Genomic DNA, 18,252 nt, shown 5'->3' with positions numbered 1-18,252 from the left:
TGCTATTTACTCACTCGTTGATTCAGTTTTCAAAGGACAATTCTTTTCGATCATTTTCGACATTCCGTCAAAAGCGACCTGATCAATATAACACATTCGCCAGCTTCATTGCAAGTACTTTTTTTATCATTATATGTTTCTCACCATGACCAGAAAAGCTTGCCCTCGAAGCGACAAAAAGTAATATAACAAATCGACAAGAAAATTGCAACAACTATTTTTCAGCTATCTCAGTATGCCCAACTAATCAAAAAAAATGTAAAAACGCACCTCCCAAAAGGAGATGCGTCGTAATCATTTTATATCAAAGAAGCTTATTCGCCTTGGCGTTCGCGCATCGAAGGAAATAATAAGACATCCCTAATCGATGGGGAATCTGTGAGCAGCATGACAAGTCGATCAATTCCGATACCAAGTCCGCCTGTAGGTGGCATTCCATACTCCAGCGCGCGTAGGAAGTCTTCATCCATCTCATGTGCCTCATCATTGCCTTGCTCACGCTCAATCAATTGCGATTCAAAACGTTCACGTTGATCTATAGGGTCATTTAACTCAGTAAATGCATTCGCATGCTCACGTGCCACAATAAACAGCTCAAATCGATCAGTAAACCGCGGGTCCTGAGCATTCTTTTTGGCTAAAGGAGAAATCGCGACAGGATGGCCATACACAAAAGTAGGCTGAATCAAAGTTTCTTCTACAAACGCTTCAAAGAATTGATTCACAATATGACCAAATGTCATTGTCGGTTCAGCATGAACCTTATGCTCCTTAGCCAATTGGTGTGCTTCCGCATCAGTCATATGCTTGCTAAAGTCAACGCCAACAACCTCTTTAATCGCATCAACCATGGAAACGCGTCTCCATTCCGGAGTCAGGTCAATTTCCTGTCCTTGATACTGAATCTTGGTTGAACCCAGCACTTCCTGAGCAATATGTGCAATCAAAGTCTCAGTCAGCTTCATGATGTCCAAATAATCGGCATACGCTTCATAGAGCTCAATCATCGTAAATTCTGGATTATGGCGAGTCGAAGTCCCTTCATTACGGTATACACGTCCAATCTCGTACACCTTTTCCATACCGCCAACAATCAAACGTTTCAGATGAAGCTCAATGGCGATACGCAAATGAAGCTGCATGTCCAACGCATTATGATGCGTATTAAAAGGGCGCGCAGCCGCGCCACCTGCTATCGAGTGCAAGGTCGGCGTTTCCACTTCCAAATATCCGTGGGAATCCAAATATCTGCGCATAGACTGAATTATTTTCGAACGCTGAATAAAGGTAGCCTGAACTTCCTGATTCATAATCAAATCCACATAACGCTGACGGTAACGAAGTTCCACATCCTTTAAGCCATGGAACTTGTCCGGAAGCGGCAATAACGATTTGGAAAGCACGACGACATTGTTCACTTTGACGGAGAGCTCACCTGTTTTGGTTTTAAATACAGTCCCTTGTACGCCGATGATATCTCCGATATCGAGTAAATTAAAGGCCTGGTACTGTACAGCATCCAGTGCATCTTGACGTACATACAATTGAATTTTACCGGAAATATCCTGAATATGGGCAAAACCTGCCTTACCCATGCCGCGCTTTTGCATAATACGTCCTGCTAGACTAACCTCTATGGGTTGTGCATCCAATTCTTCATGAGTTAAATTGTCATAGGCTTGCAGTAATTCGCCTGCGTGATGGGTAACATCATACTTTTGACCAAACGGGTCAACACCCAGGCCCCGCAGTTCATCCAGCTTGTTACGCCGTATTTGCAGTAATTCATTAAACTCTTGTTCTTCTGACATCGTGCTTCCAGCCCCTTATCCATCATTCTTCTTACATTAAAAAAGCTTCCAGAGGAAGCTTTTTACTTGTATAAAACCGTATCGATTTCAACTTGCTTTCCACATCTTACTTCTTAATATCAATGATTTCGTACTGAATCGTGCCTGCGGGAACATTAATATCCACTTTAGTTCCTTTGGGTTTGCCGAGAATAGCCTTACCTACAGGACTTTCATTGGAAATTTTATTGTTGAATGGATCAGCCTCTGCTGTACCCACAATATTATACTCAACGGTTTCGCCAAATTCCAAATCCTTCAGCGTTACAATGGCTCCGACACTGACCGTATCTGTGTTCACATCAGCGTTATTAATAATACGTGCGTTACGCAGCATTTTTTCTAAAGTAATGACTCTGCCTTCAATAAAAGCCTGTTCATTCTTGGCATCCTCATACTCAGAATTCTCACTGATATCGCCGTATCCAATTGCCACTTTGATCCGTTCCGCCACTTCACGGCGTTTGACCGATTTCAAGTGCTCCAGTTCGTCTTCTAGCTTTTTTAAACCTTCCTGCGTGAGGATGACTTCTTTCTCGGCCACGGTAACGATCCCCTTTCATGTGAAAAATTCCCGTATTATGAGCGTATTCATGGAGTATGAATTCACTGTTAATCATATGTTGACCATCTTAATCTTAATGACTAATATCTCATGAGGATGACTATTGACTGATTATATTGCAAGCCTATACAAATGTCAATCTAAGCCAAACCTACAACTTTTAGACCAATTGTCGCATAATCGGCATTCCATCCTGGGAATCGGTATTGTCCAATGAAGCAACAAATTCCTCCAGCACGCCAGCCATGATATCTCGCTTGGTAGTCTCCATAACGATGTCCTTCACCCGTGCTCCACCCGGTAAACCTTTCAGATACCAGGCCAGATGCTTACGCATTTCCTTAACGGCAACATGCTCACCTTTGAGTGCTACCAATCGATCCATATGCAAAATCGCAATGCGAATTTTTTCCTGACCTGTCGGCTCTGGAGGCAGCTCTCCCTTGGTCAAGTATTGAATGGTCCGGTACAGCATCCACGGATTACCGAGCGCAGCACGCCCGATCATAACACCATCGACACCAGTTTCATCCAGCATTCGCTTGGCATCCTCAGGTGTTGTCACATCGCCATTCCCGATGACAGGAATCGACACCGCCTGCTTAACTTCTCGGATGATATCCCAATTGGCGTGTCCCGTATACATTTGTACACGTGTCCGACCATGTACAGATACAGCAGAACCACCGCCATTTTCGACAGCTTTGGCATTTTGCACCGCATATATATGCTCATCGTCCCAACCGATCCGCATCTTCACTGTAACCGGCTTACTAACGGCCTTCACGACGGTTGTGATCATCTCTTCAATTCTCGATGGATCGAGCAGCCAACGGGCTCCGGCCTCACACTTCGTTATCTTGGGAACGGGACAGCCCATGTTGATGTCAATAATATCGGCATTCGTATGACGATCCACGTGTTTTGCCGCTTCCACCAGCGTTTCTGTATCTCCACCAAAAATTTGCAGACTAAGTGGCTTTTCACGATCATCTACAAACAGCATATCCATCGTACGATGATTACCATGAATAATGGCTTTGTCACTTACCATTTCGGCACATACCAACCCGCAGCCGAATTCCTTGGCGATCAGCCGAAAAGCCGGATTGCAGACCCCTGCCATAGGTGCTAATACGACTTGGTTGGGTGCGACGACATTTCCTATTTTCAACATTATAGTACCTCCTTTCAATTCTTGCTTATTTTGCAGTTGGAAAAAGCTCTTCCGGGTCAATCCCGAGTACTTCGGATATTTTACTAATAATCTGTGCGTCTGGGCTTCGTGTTCCTCTTTCAATAGCTCCCAGAACAGCAATCGATACATCCAATTGATCAGCCAGTTCCGTCTGTGTAAAGCCCTTCAGCTTACGAAACGCGCGAATGCGTTGTGCTATTGCATAGGATTCCATACTCTGACACCCTCCTTCCCATCCACCTGATCCAACTGCCCAGCCCACTCACCCGCTTGCCTGGAGTGTCTCTGCTGCATAACCTCGACCAGGGGTACCAATACAAACGCCCGCTCTGTCATTCGCGGGTGCGGCAATATGAGCTGCGGATCTTCCTGTCGAAGATCATCATACAGCAATAAATCCAAATCGATCGTTCGTGGTCCGAAACGAATCTCTCTTATACGACCGAGCTTATTTTCTATACTTAGCATAACAGCAAATAGCTCCTGTGCCGATAGTCGAGTTTCTACCTCAATTACCATATTCAAAAAAGCATCCTGATCCACATAACCAACAGGCTCGGTTTCATATATGTGTGAACGTCCGGAGACGTAAATATGTTCGTGATTATCGAGGCATTGAATGGCATCTTCCAGATACCGTTCCCGATCACCCATATTAGAGCCAAGTGCAAGGTATGCACAACATGGCAGCTGAGAGCCCATAAAGTTATACCCGCTTTCTGTGAATTTCAACCTTGACACCATCAAAAAACATTTTCACTGGCGGATGCGGCTTCAGTACTCGTACAGTCACTTCAAAGATACTCGCGTACGTTTGCAGCAGTACAGCCGCAATTTCCTCTGCCAGCGCTTCAATGAGCTTAAATACCTGTCCTTCAACGATATTGCGAATGACCTCATAAGCTTCAGCGTAATTCACAGTATCCTCAACACGGTCACTTCGACCAGGCTTATCAAGCGGCAGCATCAGCTCGACATCCACCTGATAGCGTTGACCGAGCTTGTTCTCTTCTGGAAACACACCGTGATAGCCATAAAATTGCAAACCCGTCATGATGATTTTATCCAATGCTTGTTCCTCCCTTATGATTTAGCATCGTATCCATCATCAATGCGACACGTTTCATTTCCAATACATCATGGACTCTAATGATCGAGCAGCCCTGATGAATCCCCATGCAGACTGTAGCCGCGGTTCCTTCTTGTACATCATTCGGGGGAAGCCCCAGCGTTCGAGTAATCATGCTTTTTCTTGAAGTCCCTAGTAAAACAGGATAACCAATAGCGACAATTCGATGCAGCTCATTCATCAGCTGTAAATTCTGCTCGTATGTTTTGGCAAAGCCGATGCCCGGATCGAGTATGATCTGTGAGTCCCGAATACCAGAAGCATGCGCCAAGCGAATACTCTGCAGCAAGTCTTCAATAACATCAGGAATGTAATCATCATACACAGCTTCATTCCGATTATGCATAATCACAATAGGGCATCCGTATTGTGCCGCTAATTGAGCCATTTCCGGTTCTCTTTTCAAGCCCCAAATATCATTCAAAACATGCGCACCCGCTGCGAGAGCTTCCCGGGCAACCTCTGCTTTGTAGGTGTCTACGGATAAAGGAACCGTGATGCCGGCTTCTATCAGCGCCTCTACAACAGGAATAACTCGCTGCAGCTCTTGCTCAAGGGTTACTATAGCTGAACCCGGACGGGTTGATTCTCCACCAATATCAATCATATCGGCGCCTGCATCAACCATCCGCTTTGCCTGCTCTACCGCTGCTTGCACGCCAACGTACAAGCCTCCATCGCTGAACGAATCCGGGGTCACATTTAAAATCCCCATAATCGCCGTTCGATTGCGCAAATCCAGTATGACTCCACGGCAATCGACCTCAATACCTCGTTTATGTGATAGTTCCATCTTATTCATCCTTTATATTACCGCTATTGTGCGCTGTCTATATATCTGCAGCAGACGCCCAGTCATGTCGCCAATCATTCCGTTACTCACCATTGTTTGCTGTCCTGTAGGATCAAACAGCTTCGTAATCGGTACGATCTCCTGGATAGAATTCGTAATGAATACTTCATCCGCTTCACGCATAGTGTTCCAATCATACAAACCTTCCTCTACGGATACCCCAGCCGCTTCAGCCAGACTGATTACAAAAGCACGCGTAATTCCCGGTAATATCCCGGTTGCCAAGGATGGCGTGTACAAACGTCCGTGCTTCGCAAAAAATACGTTGCTGACAATCCCTTCCGCTATACGCCCTTGTCCATTCGCAAGAAGACCCTCAGCCCCGTCAGCCCAAGGATACTGCTGAAGCTCACGCTTGGCCAAGATGTTATTCATAAAATGCAAGGACTTGAGACGTACAGGACCTTCGGGCGTGTTTCTTAGCAGCTGCAGGAGCTGCAGCGATTTCCCGTAACGGTCCTGCTGTTCATTGTGTGGAGGAAGCGGCTTGATGTAGACAATTACAGAAGGTTCTGCGTAAGAGCCCATGGGTAAACCCAATGCTTCCTGTCCGGCTGTTACTGTGAATCTTATATAAGCATCCTTCAGCCCATTAGCTTCCAACAGACTATGAACGATTTGATCCCATCGCCCAGCTTCGGCTTGATAAGCAATCGCTAATTGTTCACAGCCAGCCTGCAGGCGTGTCCGATGCTTTTCCAGCAAAAAGGGCTGACCCTCATAAGTGCGGAACGTTTCAAACAATCCGATACCGTATAAAAAACCATGGTCGTAGACCGATACCATGGCCTCTTCTTCATTCGTCACACGACCGTTGATATAGATCTTCACGCTTGCTTAACTCCCGTTTCCTGCAAAAAGTTTTTCAGTATTTGCAATCCATGATCAGTAATTATGGATTCCGGATGGAACTGTACACCCTCGATTGGATACTCCTTATGCCGCAATCCCATAATTTCTCCTTCGGCTGTTTCTGCGCTAATTTCCAGACAATCCGGCAACGTTTCTCTTTTTACGATTAAGGAATGATAACGAGTAGCCGTAAAGGGCGAAGGTAAGCCTTTAAACAAGGTTTTACCGTCATGAATAATCGGAGAGGTTTTGCCATGCATCAACCGCTCGGCACGAATAACATCGCCTCCGAATACTTGTCCAATCGACTGGTGCCCCAGGCATACACCCAAAATTGGAATTTCACCTTTGAAGCGATCGATTAAGGCCAGACTAATACCTGCTTCGTTCGGCGTACAAGGGCCTGGAGAAATTAAAATATGATCCGGCTTCAACGCCTCGATACCATCCAGATCAATCTCATCATTACGGCGCACCTCAACCTGCTCGCCAAGCTCACCCAAATATTGCACCAAATTATACGTAAACGAATCGTAGTTATCAATTACTAGAATCATCGTATTCCCCTCACCTTCACACCGGATTTTGAACGTTTACTTCACTATATTGTATTGCTTTCCATAACGCCTTCGCTTTGTTGATCGATTCCATATATTCTTTCTCTGGGATCGAATCAATGACAATGCCTGCACCTGCTTGTACATAGCCTATACCATCCACAACAACCAGGGTACGGATCACAATGTTGAATTCCATATTTCCATTATAGTCAATCCATCCGATCGAGCCCGTGTAAGGACCGCGGCGGACAGGCTCCAATTCTTCAATAATTTGCATGGTGCGAATTTTGGGAGCACCCGTAATCGTTCCCCCGGGAAATTTGGCAGCAATAACCTCAAAGGCCCCGTTGCCTTCCGCTAATTGCCCCTCAACCTGAGATACAATGTGCATCACATGAGAGTAATATTCAATGACCATAAAATCCTTGACCTTCACTGTTCCATAAGTCGAAATGCGACCCAGATCGTTGCGTTCCAGGTCAACCAGCATAATATGCTCGGCCCGCTCTTTTTCATGATGAATCAACTCGTCTGCCAGCTTACGATCCTCCTCAGCGTTTTTGCCGCGAGGTCTTGTGCCTGCAATCGGACGTGCTCTGACCACACCACTTTCCAACTGCACCAGAAGCTCTGGCGAGCCCGATACGAGCTGAAAATCGTCAAATCGCATCATAGCCATATAAGGTGACGGATTGATTACTCGCAGCCATTCATAAATCTCCTCAGGACTTTGAGTGAGCTGCTTATGTTGACGGACGGACAAATTAACTTGAAACACATCCCCCGCACTAATGTAATCCTTGATTGCATTGACGGCATGGATATAAGCTTCCCGTGGGAAATCTGCCTTAATGCCTTCAATAGACTCAACATCAATACGAAGCTGATCATTGTCCATTTGCTTCAGCATCATGTCTCTAGTGCGCAGTGTATCGTCCTCACTATTGATTGCAGATATCCGGTCCCATATTTCTTTCATCCGATACGTATCTGATGCCGCCTGGCTGTAAAGCTGCTCTAGTTCGTCAGGGCTGCTCGCAGATGGGATCCACTTATGAGAAGATGAGCAATACAGCTCCCGTTTCTCGTGGTCGATGATCCATACCTGATCAAATCGGACAAAAGCATAGTCGGGAATGTCCAAATCGTCCACAGACGTCTCAGGAAGCTTCTCAAGTGAACGGACCACATCATATCCCCAAAAACCAACACAACCACCCAGAAACTTCGGTGCCTCGTCGACGACAGGGGAGAGGAATGGCATCATCCATCGATGAACCAGCTCCAGTGGAGACCCATGCAGTTCAACGACAGATCCATCTGTATCCTTAGTGATCGCGTGATCGTGTTTCCCCCGAATTTCCGAAATTGGCTGAAGACCAAGAAACGTGTAGCGTCCGCCTTTTCCGCTCTCCAATACAAAAGAACCCGGATTTGCTTCCTTCCAAGCATACTCCCATGAAAGTATACGGTCATTCTCCAAAGGAAACGATTGTACATAAGGAAGCATCGTGTAATGCTCAGCCCATTCGTTCCATTGCTTATAGGTTGTTACAAACACCTGCTTCCCCCCTTTATCTACGTAGTCATATAAGTTAGGATTTAGTATACTGTATATTCCCAACGAAAAAAAGCCCCTCAAGGAACTGAAGGGCTCTATCGATGCTACTACTCTTCGAACTGATACAAAGGTGTACTTAAGTATCTCTCACCATTACTCGGAAGAATGGCAACTACGCGCTTACCAGGACCGAGTTCTTTGGCAACTTTCAATGCTGCAAAAATAGCTGCTCCAGAAGAAATACCACCAAGAATACCTTCCTCTTTGGCAACACGACGGGAGGTTTCAAAAGCTTCCTCGTTATCAACCTGAATGACTTCGTCATAAATATTCGTATTTAAAATTTGCGGAACAAAACCGGCTCCGATTCCTTGAATTTTGTGCGGACCTGGTTTACCTCCAGACAAAATAGGAGACGCACTTGGCTCAACCGCATAAATCTTGATATTAGGGAAGTTTTCTTTTAATACGCCACCTGCACCTGTAATCGTTCCGCCTGTACCGATACCTGAGATGAAAGCGTCAAGTTTGCCATCATGGGAATTAATAGCTTCCACGATTTCAGGACCTGTCGTTTCCGTGTGAACCTTAACATTGGCAGGGTTGTTAAATTGTTGAGGAATAAAATAAGACGGGTTCTCGGCTTGAAGATCTTCCGCACGTTTAATTGCACCCTTCATTCCCTCAGCCCCAGGTGTCAGCACCAGCTGTGCCCCATAAGCGCGAAGCAAATTACGGCGCTCCAAGCTCATTGTTTCTGGCATAACAAGAATAGCCTTATACCCTTTTGCTGCAGCAACCATAGCTAATCCAATTCCGGTATTGCCACTTGTAGGCTCGATAATCGTATCACCAGGTTTGATTTTGCCTTCTTTCTCAGCAACCTCAATCATACTGATCGCGATACGGTCCTTAACACTAGCTCCCGGATTTTGATATTCCAGCTTTACATAGATCTCTGCACTACCTTCAGGTACAACACGATTTAATTTAACCAAGGGAGTGCCACCAATTAAATCCGTAATACTTTGAACTAATTTCGCCATGCCGAGTTCCTCCTAGAATCGTTATAAATAATATCCGAGTTTTTTGGTTGGTATTCTGTTCTTATCTTATCAACCTGTGCTGAGGTTGTCAATATCCAATTGGATTAAAATGTAATGCTAACCTTCCATCTCTCGCGAAGCTTGAGCATTACATCTTTTAAAGGTGGTGCTTCTCGTAGTGCCATCTCTTTCCTTACTATTTCCTTGAGTTCATCCTTTTTGGCTTTGGAATCTTCCTTCAGTTCCTTCAGCTTGAGGATATAAAAGTTATCGTTGAAAAGAACCGGTTTGCTGACTTCACCCACTTTAAGCTTCTTGGCAGCGCTCATAATGGAGGGGGCCATAAACGGATCATTCTCATCCAGCCAGCCCAGATCGCCACCTTTGTTGCGTGTTGAATCATCAAGCGAACGGTTCTTGGCCACTTGTGCAAAATCCATACCTTTGTTCAGATCTGCCGCTACCTTATCCGTTTGCTCCTTGCTGCCGACAACAATCTGTTGAAGCCGTAGCTGAACGGGCGAAATAAATTCATCAGGGTGTGCCTTGATATAAGAATCAACCTGCTCATCTGTGATGGTGATCGATTTGGTCGCTAACTTCTCCAGCAACAATTTATTAAACAAATCGGTTCTTAGTGATTCTGGTGTAAAACCTAACTGCTCTTGCATAGATTCATAAAACTGCGTTTCACTATCATACCCTTGCTGCATACGTTTTAATTCTTTTGTTATCTCGTCTTCGGTGACGGTCACGCCCTCCGCGTTTCCTTCCATACGAACGACTTCATGGTCCACCATTTGATCTAACAATTCCCGACCGTGTTTTTGCAATAACTGCTGATTCAAATCCTCACTTGTAATCGTTTTGTCACCCAGTTTGGCGATCACGCGCCCACGGGGATCCGACGGGTCAGGCTTCATTGTAGTTGGAGGCTTCTTAAACAATTCGGCAAATATTACGGAGGAAAGGATGACAACGACAAGCAGCAACAGTGCATTGACTCCCCACAATATCTTCATGTTTCGCATTCCTAGTCCCCTCGTATGGTCACTCTCCGTAGATTGAGCTATTTCTTCTATAAAGTACGTGTTCAAAAAGTCGGCTTTTCTGCTCCGAGCAGTCAAAGTTTTCGAGCCTGAATGCAGGATGCAATCACGAGTAAGCGACGTGTACATCTTCCTGATCAAAAGGGGACTTTTTGAACAACAACCTCTATAACTAACGTTTGCTCAAACTTCTGGTTATAGCTCCTGGATAAGACCTTCAAGATTTTCCCGATTAAACAGATAGGCTTCATTACAATAATGACATGAAACTTCCGCTTGCCCATCCTCCTGAAGCATCAATTCAAGCTCTTCACGTCCCAGTGAAATCAAGGTCTGCTCGACCCTCTCTCTGGAGCATTTGCAGCGGAACCTGACATCCATTACTCCAAGCACCTGCACCTCTGGAAGAATTCGATGCAAAATATCCTCAAGATCCATTCCCTGGCTTAATAGGGTTGTGATTGGTTCAATGCGAGAAAGCTGTAGCTCGATCAAGGAAATATCATCATCACTCAAGCCTGGCAGCAGTTGAATAACAAAACCACCAGCAGCTATAACCGAGTAGTCAACATCTACCAGCACACCAAGAGCTACTGCGGATGGCGTTTGTTCAGACTTGGCAAAATAGTAAGTAAAATCTTCGGCCAACTCTCCTGATATTAATGGAATACTTCCCCGGTAAGGCTCCTTAAGTCCCAAATCCTTAATGATATTCAAAAAACCTTCCGTACCGACAGCGCCGGAAACGTCCAACTTGCCCACCTGATTCAACGGCAAATCCACTTGAGGATTGTCCACATAACCTCGAACATCACCATTGGCATTTGCATCTACCACAACTTGACCAATTGGCCCTCCGCCTTTCACAATAATGGTCAGCTGCTCATCACCTTTAAGCATGGCTCCCATAATCAGGCCTGCTGACACCGTCCGTCCTAAAGCGGCCATGGCTGTGGGCGACATCGCATGCCGCTTGCCTAATTCTTCCACAATCCCAGTGGCACGAACAGCAAACGCCCTGACCTTTCCGTCCATCGCTGTAGCTCTAATCAATTGATCCTGCATCGCTTACCCTTTCTGTGTTGAAGTAATTGTATATAATCGCTGTAGTTATTGGTTGCGTTCATAAATAATTCTCAGACCTTGCAGGGTCAATAATTGGTTGGTCGTTTCAATGGTACGCGACTCCTTGGAAATCAATTCAGCCAGCCCACCGGTTGCAACAACTTTGGGGTTCGTCCCAAATTCATCGCGAATACGATCAACGATTCCATCAACCTGCCCGGCAAAACCGAAAATGATGCCTGCTTGCATAGAGGCTACCGTATTGCGTCCCACAACGCTTTTGGGCTTAACCAACTCTATTCTCGGCAGCTTGGCTGCTCGCTGATATAAGGCTTCCGTAGAGATCCCAATACCAGGCGCAACCGCTCCACCAATATATTGTCCAGCCTCATCTATGTAGTCAAAGGTCGTTGCTGTTCCGAAATCAACAACAATAACGGGAGAACCATACATCTCAATAGCCGCAACAGCATTGACAATCCGGTCTGCACCTACCTCGCGAGGGTTTTCGTAACGAATATTTAAGCCTGTCTTTACACCAGGACCCACAATCAGAGGTGCTTTCTTAACATATTTTAAACACAATTGCTCCAATACAAACATTAAAGGCGGCACAACCGAAGAAATAATGACGCCCTCCACCTGATCCAACTTAATTCCGGCATGCTGGAACAAATTATACATCGTCATTCCATACTCATCAGCCGTTGAAGCACGATTAGTGCTGAGTCGCCAGTCATGAAGCAAGTTTTTTCCGTCATAAAGACCTAATACGATATTCGTATTACCGACGTCAATCACTAAAATCATGCTTGCACCCCTTTTTGCGCGTTCAGATCCAGACTGATATCGAGCGACTGTACCGAATACGTCAATCGACCTACCGAAATCACATCAACACCAGTTTGCGCTATGGCACCGACTGTATCCAAATTGACGGATCCTGATGCTTCTATCAGAATATGCGGTGCTGCTGATTTCATGCGTATAACGGCCTCTCGCATTTGATCTGTTGTCATATTGTCCAGCATGATGATATCAGGCTGCGCTAGTAAAGCCTCTTCCAATTGCTCTTTGCTCTCAACTTCTACCTCGATTTTCATTGTATGAGGAATCTGAGCACGAGCAGCACGGATTGCTTCTGTTATGCCCCCTGATCCTTTAATGTGGTTATCCTTGATCATAACCGCATCATACAGACCAAAACGGTGATTATGTCCGCCTCCGACCCGCACTGCATATTTTTCTAACAGCCGATGACCTGGAGTTGTTTTACGAGTATCCACGAGTCTGACTGGCAAACCTTGCAGAGCATCGACAAACTGCTTGGTACGGGTAGCTATGCCCGACAAACGCTGCATCAGATTAAGAGCGAGCCTTTCACCCAGTAAAATATGTCGGGTATTGCCTGTCACCTCAGCCAATACACAGCCCTTGTCCACAGCCTGTCCTTCCTCAACCTTCGCTACAAAACGAAGCTCGGGATCAACAAGCGCAAACACAGCTGCTGCGATCGGCAATCCAGCGATAATTCCAGACTCCTTGACATGTATAATACCTTTAGATTGATGATCCTTGGGAATGGTTGTCATGGTTGTGACATCACCCATGCCAATATCTTCCTCCAGCCACAGCTGAAGGTTTTTCTTTACAATATCCATCTGCAGCTCAAACATCATCAATCTTCTCCTCCGTAATCCCGTCTTCCCGACTGAATATCGTATGCTTCCTCCAGTTTAGATCGTCCTTCTCCGGAAAATCATCCCTGTAGTGTCCCCCGCGGCTTTCTTTCCTAATCAAAGCAGCCTCAGTTGTTAATAGCGCACATGTCAGCATATTGGCAAACTCATAATCCTCGCGCTTGTTCAAACAAGATTCAAAGATGGATAGCTGGCGACGCAGTTCTTCATAGCCTTTCTCCAGCCCTTTGGCTTCACGCTTTAGTCCTGCATAACGCAGCATAATTTTTTGCAGCTTTAGCTTCTTTTCAACTATTGGCTGTTTGGCGTGTTCATTACGAGACGTTACTTGCTGAACAGATGGATTCGCAGTCAAAGGAGACAATTGGTCAATACGCTCCAAAATTCTCCGACCGAACACAATCGCCTCAGATAGTGAATTACTGGCTAAACGATTAGCCCCGTGAACCCCGGTTGACGACACTTCACCACAAGCAAACAAGCGAGCCACCTTGGTTTCACCGTAAAGATCCGTTTTCACACCGCCCATCATATAATGCGCTGCAGGTGCAACAGGGACCCAGTCCGAAGACAAATCCAAACCATAGTTCAGACAAAACTCATATATGGTTGGAAAACGATGCTTCACCGTTTCTTCCGACTCATGCGTAAAATCGATATAAACAAATGTAGATCTCGTCAGCTCCATCTCATTCACGATAGCCCTTGCCACGACATCACGTGGCGCCAGCTCCAGCTGTGGATGGTATTTCTCCATAAATCGTTCACCTGTAATATTGCGCAAGATAGCGCCTTCACCACGAACAGCCTCGGAAATCAGAAAACGTGGTGCTCCTGGATAACAAAGTGCTGTCGGGTGAAATTGTATGAATTCAACATCCTGAATAAGTGCTCCTGCACGGTAAGCAATTGCGATCCCATCACCTGTAGCAATATCGGGATTGGTAGTGTACCGAAATAATTGTCCCGCTCCGCCTGTACATAGAATCGTTGCGTTGGCTTTGACAAAAACCTTTTGACCACTCGGCTTTTGCACCAGCGCACCGAGACATTCCCCGTTTTCGGTTATCAAATCTATAACAAAATGATCATCCCAAACCTCAATATTCGGATCCAACTTCGTTTTCTCTGATAAGGATCTCACGATTTCAGCTCCTGTTGCATCCCCGTGGGCATGTAAAATACGGCGGTGACTATGAGCTCCTTCTCTGGTCAGTGCAAACGCTCCATCCTCCAGATCGAACTGCGTACCCATCTTGATCAAATCCCTGACGCCTGCCGGCCCTTCATGCACCAGTACATCAACAGCCTCATGAGAGCACAGCCCTGCTCCAGCTACCAAAGTATCGTGTAGATGATAATCCGGCGAATCATCATCGGCTATAACCGCGGCGATTCCACCTTGAGCATAACGTGTGTTGCTATCGAGCAGCGATTTTTTCGTTACCATCAGCACACTATATTTTTCACTTGCTTTGATAGCGGTAAAAAGACCGGCGATTCCAGCGCCGATCACCATAACATCGGTATGAACTTGAGGCAGCTTGCTGATATCAAAGTCTACTAAATAACGTGGTATCATGAGTACGCTCACTTTCTTCTACAAAGAGAGTAGCGCATGCTACTTCACTAGCAGCATGCGCTCCAAGGATGCTCTGGCTTGATCGGCAATATGCGGCGGTACATAAATTTGCGGCTGCATTGTTTCCAGACAACGTACCACCTTTTTCAAGTTGTTCACTTTCATATTAGGGCAAACCAGGTATTTGGTAGCAAAATGAAACTTTTTGTCTGGGCTGTCCACTCTTAATTGAAACCCGGTTCCATCCTCAGTACCTACTATAAATTCTTGATGCTCTGATTCCTTGCAATATTTGATAATGGCTGTAGTACTTCCCACAAAATCCCCAAGCTTAACCACTTCAGGACGACACTCCGGGTGCACGACAAATTTGGCATTGGGGTACTGCGCTCTCATCTCTTCTACATCTTTAACGGTCAGCATGTCATGGGTGTTGCAGTAACCTTCCCAAATAATCATTTTTTTGTCCGTAAATTTGGAAACATAGTCACCCAGGTTTTTGTCTGGGACCCAAATAATTTCATCGGAATCTACCGACTCGATCACTTTAATGGCATTTGCCGATGTACAGCATATATCGGTTTCTGATTTAACATCAGCCGACGTATTGATATAAGCAACAACTTTCGCATTTGGATGCTGTTTCTTAAGTGCACGAAGACCGTCTACATTAACCATGTCTGCCATCGGACAGCCAGCCCGTTCATCGGGAATCAGCACGGTTTTGGTGGGAGCCAGTATCTTTGCACTTTCCCCCATGAAATGTACACCACAAAATACAATGACGTCAGCATCGGTAGTAGCTGCTTTCTGCGCCAAAAGAAAGGAATCACCACGAAAATCAGCAACTTCCTGAATCTCATCTCTTTGATAATAATGAGCCAATATGATAGCATTACGTTCCTTCTTTAACTGAAGGATTCGTTCTTTTAACTCGCGCTTTTGATCTTCTTTTCGTTCCAATGCCAGTGCTTCCATAAGAAACCCTCCCTTTCTCTTGAGCTGCAATTGGTTTAATGATATTAGTATGTGAAAATGTTCACATAAAGTTTAAAGATTTACACCTAATTTACACAACATCACAGGCTGTGTCAATGCTTAAATAGATGCAAAATGAACTAATTATTCGCACATCCGTCAGCAGGTTCCGTATACCACCCGCTTGAGTCCAGTTCTTGTTTTTTTGACTCGTTAGCAATAACAAAGCCGACAGCAATGAATATGCCGCCGGCTTGTATAATGCAGTAAATTAAGATTCTTTATTCGGATCTTCTTCAATTGGATGTTTATCAAAATCAAGCTTATTGGCTTCTGATGTTGTTTCCTGGCCTTGGATATTAATTCTCACATCGGAAGCATCATCAAGACTGCCGTTATCGATGAGTTGAATAATTTCATCCTTTTCCAGAATCTCTTTTACCAATAATGTCTCAGCAATGAGTCGTACTTGATCCGCATATTTCTCCAATGTTTCCTTCGCTTTCGCGTAGCAGCTGCGGATAATGGTTTGCATTTCCTGATCGATTTCGTAAGCAATGGCATCACTGTAGTTTTGCTCATGTCCGAAATCACGACCCAGGAATACTTGCCCCTGTACATTGCCAAACTGCATCGGTCCAAGCTTATCGCTCATACCATACTCCATAATCATTTTACGAACGATGCCAGTCGCACGTTGGAAGTCACTATAGGCACCTGTACCGATTTGTCCGATGAACAACTCTTCCGCCACACGGCCTGCCAACAATCCAGTTACCTTGTCAAGCAGCTCGGTTTTGGTATTCATCATCTTGTCTTCGCCTTCTTTAGGAAGCATCATCACATAGCCGCCTGCGCGACCTCTTGGGATGATTGTTACCTTATGGACCATATCGGCGTTTTCAATATGATATCCGACAATCGTATGTCCGGCTTCATGAAAAGCGACCATACGTTTCTCGCGTTCACTAATAACACGATTCTTCTTCTGGGTACCTACAACCACACGATCAAAAGCTTCGTCCAGCTCACCCATAGAAATATCTTTACGGTTACGTCTGGCGGCGATTAACGCAGCTTCATTCAACAGGTTCTCCAGATCAGCGCCTGTAAATCCGGTCGTATAACGCGCAATCGATTCCAGCTTAACATCTTTATTTAATGGCTTATTGCGAGCATGAACTTTTAATACTTCTTCACGGCCTTTGACATCTGGGCGGTCAACCGTAATTTGACGGTCAAAGCGTCCTGGACGCAGTAATGCCGGATCGAGAATATCAGGTCTGTTCGTAGCGGCGACAATAATAATGCCTTCGTTAGCTCCGAAACCATCCATTTCTACAAGCAATTGGTTCAATGTCTGCTCACGCTCGTCATGTCCGCCGCCTAAACCTGCGCCACGCTGACGACCTACAGCATCGATCTCATCGATAAAAATAATACATGGTGCGTTCTTCTTGGCATTCTCGAACAAATCGCGTACACGCGATGCCCCAACACCTACGAACATTTCAACAAAATCCGAGCCGCTTATGCTGAAGAACGGAACACCAGCTTCACCAGCTACAGCCCGTGCAAGCAAGGTTTTCCCTGTCCCCGGAGGTCCATTAAGCAATACACCCTTAGGAATTCTTGCGCCTACAGCAGCGAACTTACGAGGATCCTTCAAAAACTCTACAACCTCGACCAGCTCTTGCTTCTCTTCATCTGCCCCCGCGACATCTTCAAAGGTAACGCGCTTCTTCTCTTCGTTATATAGTCTGGCGCGGCTTTTTCCAAAATTCATGACTTTACCGCCGCCACCCTGCGCGTTATTCAGTAAAAAGAAGAACAGGATGAAAATAATGACGAACGGAATAATGGAGGTAAGGAAGCTAATCCAAACATTGTCACCTTCCATTTTCTCAATCGTGATGTTCGGAACCTCAGCCTTTTCAAACATCTGGATTACTTCTTGGTCAAAGGGCGCACGAGTCTCGAAATTTTTCTTATCCGGCAAGGGCGCATTTTTATATTTCCCACGAACCAAGTATGTATATCCGTCAAATTTGACATTGACCGAATCCACATTTTTCTCTACTAAGGCCTGTCGGAGCTTATCGTAACTAATAACGTCTTTCTGTTCATTCTGTGTGCTAATAAAGTGAACGATACCGACGGTGACCAAAAAAATGAGCAAATAAAACCCTGTATTGCGTATAATTCGGTTCATCCCTTACCTCCTCTCAAACGGCAACTTTGTTTATTGTACCACAGCAAGTCTG

Annotated in this window: 18 protein-coding genes; all 18 read right to left on the bottom strand. The window is 45.3% G+C overall.

The window, feature by feature from the left end:
* Positions 1 to 314: 314 nt before the first annotated feature.
* The 18 genes from lysS to ftsH all read right to left on the bottom strand — a co-directional run bounded on the left by lysS (position 315) and on the right by ftsH (position 18,200).
* Complete coding sequence (lysS, locus tag BK127_RS35745) at positions 315 to 1,811, bottom strand: lysine--tRNA ligase (protein WP_076237374.1); 1,497 nt, start codon at positions 1,809 to 1,811, stop codon at positions 315 to 317.
* Between the two features lie 106 nt (positions 1,812 to 1,917).
* Positions 1,918 to 2,394 (bottom strand): transcription elongation factor GreA, encoded by a 477-nt coding sequence (gene greA, locus BK127_RS35740; RefSeq protein WP_076237372.1) that lies wholly within the window; start codon positions 2,392 to 2,394, stop codon positions 1,918 to 1,920.
* A 181-nt stretch (positions 2,395 to 2,575) separates the two neighbouring features.
* Entirely contained in the window at positions 2,576 to 3,592 is a 1,017-nt protein-coding gene (dusB, locus tag BK127_RS35735) for a tRNA dihydrouridine synthase DusB (RefSeq protein ID WP_076237369.1), read from the bottom strand.
* A gap of 25 nt (positions 3,593 to 3,617) precedes the next feature.
* Complete coding sequence (locus BK127_RS35730; protein ID WP_076237366.1) at positions 3,618 to 3,827, bottom strand: helix-turn-helix domain-containing protein; 210 nt, start codon at positions 3,825 to 3,827, stop codon at positions 3,618 to 3,620.
* Positions 3,809 to 4,315: a 2-amino-4-hydroxy-6-hydroxymethyldihydropteridine diphosphokinase gene (gene folK / locus BK127_RS35725; protein WP_076237363.1), complete on the bottom strand. Its 507-nt coding sequence runs from the start codon at positions 4,313 to 4,315 to the stop codon at positions 3,809 to 3,811. The genes BK127_RS35730 and folK overlap by 19 nt, the downstream gene beginning before the upstream one ends.
* Positions 4,316 to 4,319: 4 nt before the next feature.
* Positions 4,320 to 4,682, bottom strand: a complete 363-nt coding sequence (gene folB, locus BK127_RS35720) for a dihydroneopterin aldolase (RefSeq protein WP_076237360.1) — start codon at positions 4,680 to 4,682, stop codon at positions 4,320 to 4,322.
* Entirely contained in the window at positions 4,675 to 5,535 is an 861-nt protein-coding gene (gene folP / locus BK127_RS35715) for a dihydropteroate synthase (protein ID WP_076237357.1), read from the bottom strand. Before folP ends, folB begins: the two co-directional genes overlap by 8 nt.
* Positions 5,536 to 5,547: 12 nt before the next feature.
* Positions 5,548 to 6,426 carry an aminodeoxychorismate lyase gene (gene pabC, locus BK127_RS35710; RefSeq protein ID WP_076237355.1) on the bottom strand — a complete coding sequence of 293 codons (879 nt, stop codon included), beginning with the start codon at positions 6,424 to 6,426 and terminating at the stop codon, positions 5,548 to 5,550.
* Positions 6,423 to 7,004: an aminodeoxychorismate/anthranilate synthase component II gene (gene pabA / locus BK127_RS35705; protein WP_076237352.1), complete on the bottom strand. Its 582-nt coding sequence runs from the start codon at positions 7,002 to 7,004 to the stop codon at positions 6,423 to 6,425. Before pabA ends, pabC begins: the two co-directional genes overlap by 4 nt.
* A gap of 16 nt (positions 7,005 to 7,020) precedes the next feature.
* Positions 7,021 to 8,568, bottom strand: a complete 1,548-nt coding sequence (locus BK127_RS35700; protein ID WP_076237349.1) for an anthranilate synthase component I family protein — start codon at positions 8,566 to 8,568, stop codon at positions 7,021 to 7,023.
* A gap of 107 nt (positions 8,569 to 8,675) precedes the next feature.
* Positions 8,676 to 9,614, bottom strand: coding sequence for a cysteine synthase A (gene cysK / locus BK127_RS35695; protein ID WP_076237346.1), 939 nt, complete (start codon positions 9,612 to 9,614; stop codon positions 8,676 to 8,678).
* A gap of 104 nt (positions 9,615 to 9,718) precedes the next feature.
* On the bottom strand, positions 9,719 to 10,636 hold the full coding sequence (locus BK127_RS35690; protein WP_256711596.1) for a peptidylprolyl isomerase: 918 nt from the start codon (positions 10,634 to 10,636) through the stop codon (positions 9,719 to 9,721).
* 222 nt (positions 10,637 to 10,858) lie between these two features.
* Positions 10,859 to 11,728 carry an Hsp33 family molecular chaperone HslO gene (gene hslO / locus BK127_RS35685; protein ID WP_076237341.1) on the bottom strand — a complete coding sequence of 290 codons (870 nt, stop codon included), beginning with the start codon at positions 11,726 to 11,728 and terminating at the stop codon, positions 10,859 to 10,861.
* Between the two features lie 45 nt (positions 11,729 to 11,773).
* A complete protein-coding gene (locus tag BK127_RS35680) occupies positions 11,774 to 12,538 on the bottom strand; it encodes a type III pantothenate kinase (RefSeq protein ID WP_076237339.1) in 765 nt (254 codons plus the stop codon).
* Entirely contained in the window at positions 12,535 to 13,407 is an 873-nt protein-coding gene (gene nadC, locus BK127_RS35675; RefSeq protein ID WP_372237404.1) for a carboxylating nicotinate-nucleotide diphosphorylase, read from the bottom strand. The genes BK127_RS35680 and nadC overlap by 4 nt, the downstream gene beginning before the upstream one ends.
* Positions 13,397 to 15,010, bottom strand: a complete 1,614-nt coding sequence (gene nadB, locus BK127_RS35670) for an L-aspartate oxidase (protein ID WP_076237338.1) — start codon at positions 15,008 to 15,010, stop codon at positions 13,397 to 13,399. Before nadB ends, nadC begins: the two co-directional genes overlap by 11 nt.
* A gap of 39 nt (positions 15,011 to 15,049) precedes the next feature.
* Entirely contained in the window at positions 15,050 to 15,988 is a 939-nt protein-coding gene (gene nadA / locus BK127_RS35665; protein WP_076237336.1) for a quinolinate synthase NadA, read from the bottom strand.
* 271 nt (positions 15,989 to 16,259) lie between these two features.
* Complete coding sequence (ftsH, locus tag BK127_RS35660; protein ID WP_076237335.1) at positions 16,260 to 18,200, bottom strand: ATP-dependent zinc metalloprotease FtsH; 1,941 nt, start codon at positions 18,198 to 18,200, stop codon at positions 16,260 to 16,262.
* Between the last annotated feature and the right edge of the window lie 52 nt (positions 18,201 to 18,252).

The sequence above is a fragment of the Paenibacillus sp. FSL H7-0331 genome (assembly GCF_001956045.1).
Note: the sequence above shows the minus strand (reverse complement) of the source record. Positions and strands in the feature narration are given on the sequence as shown.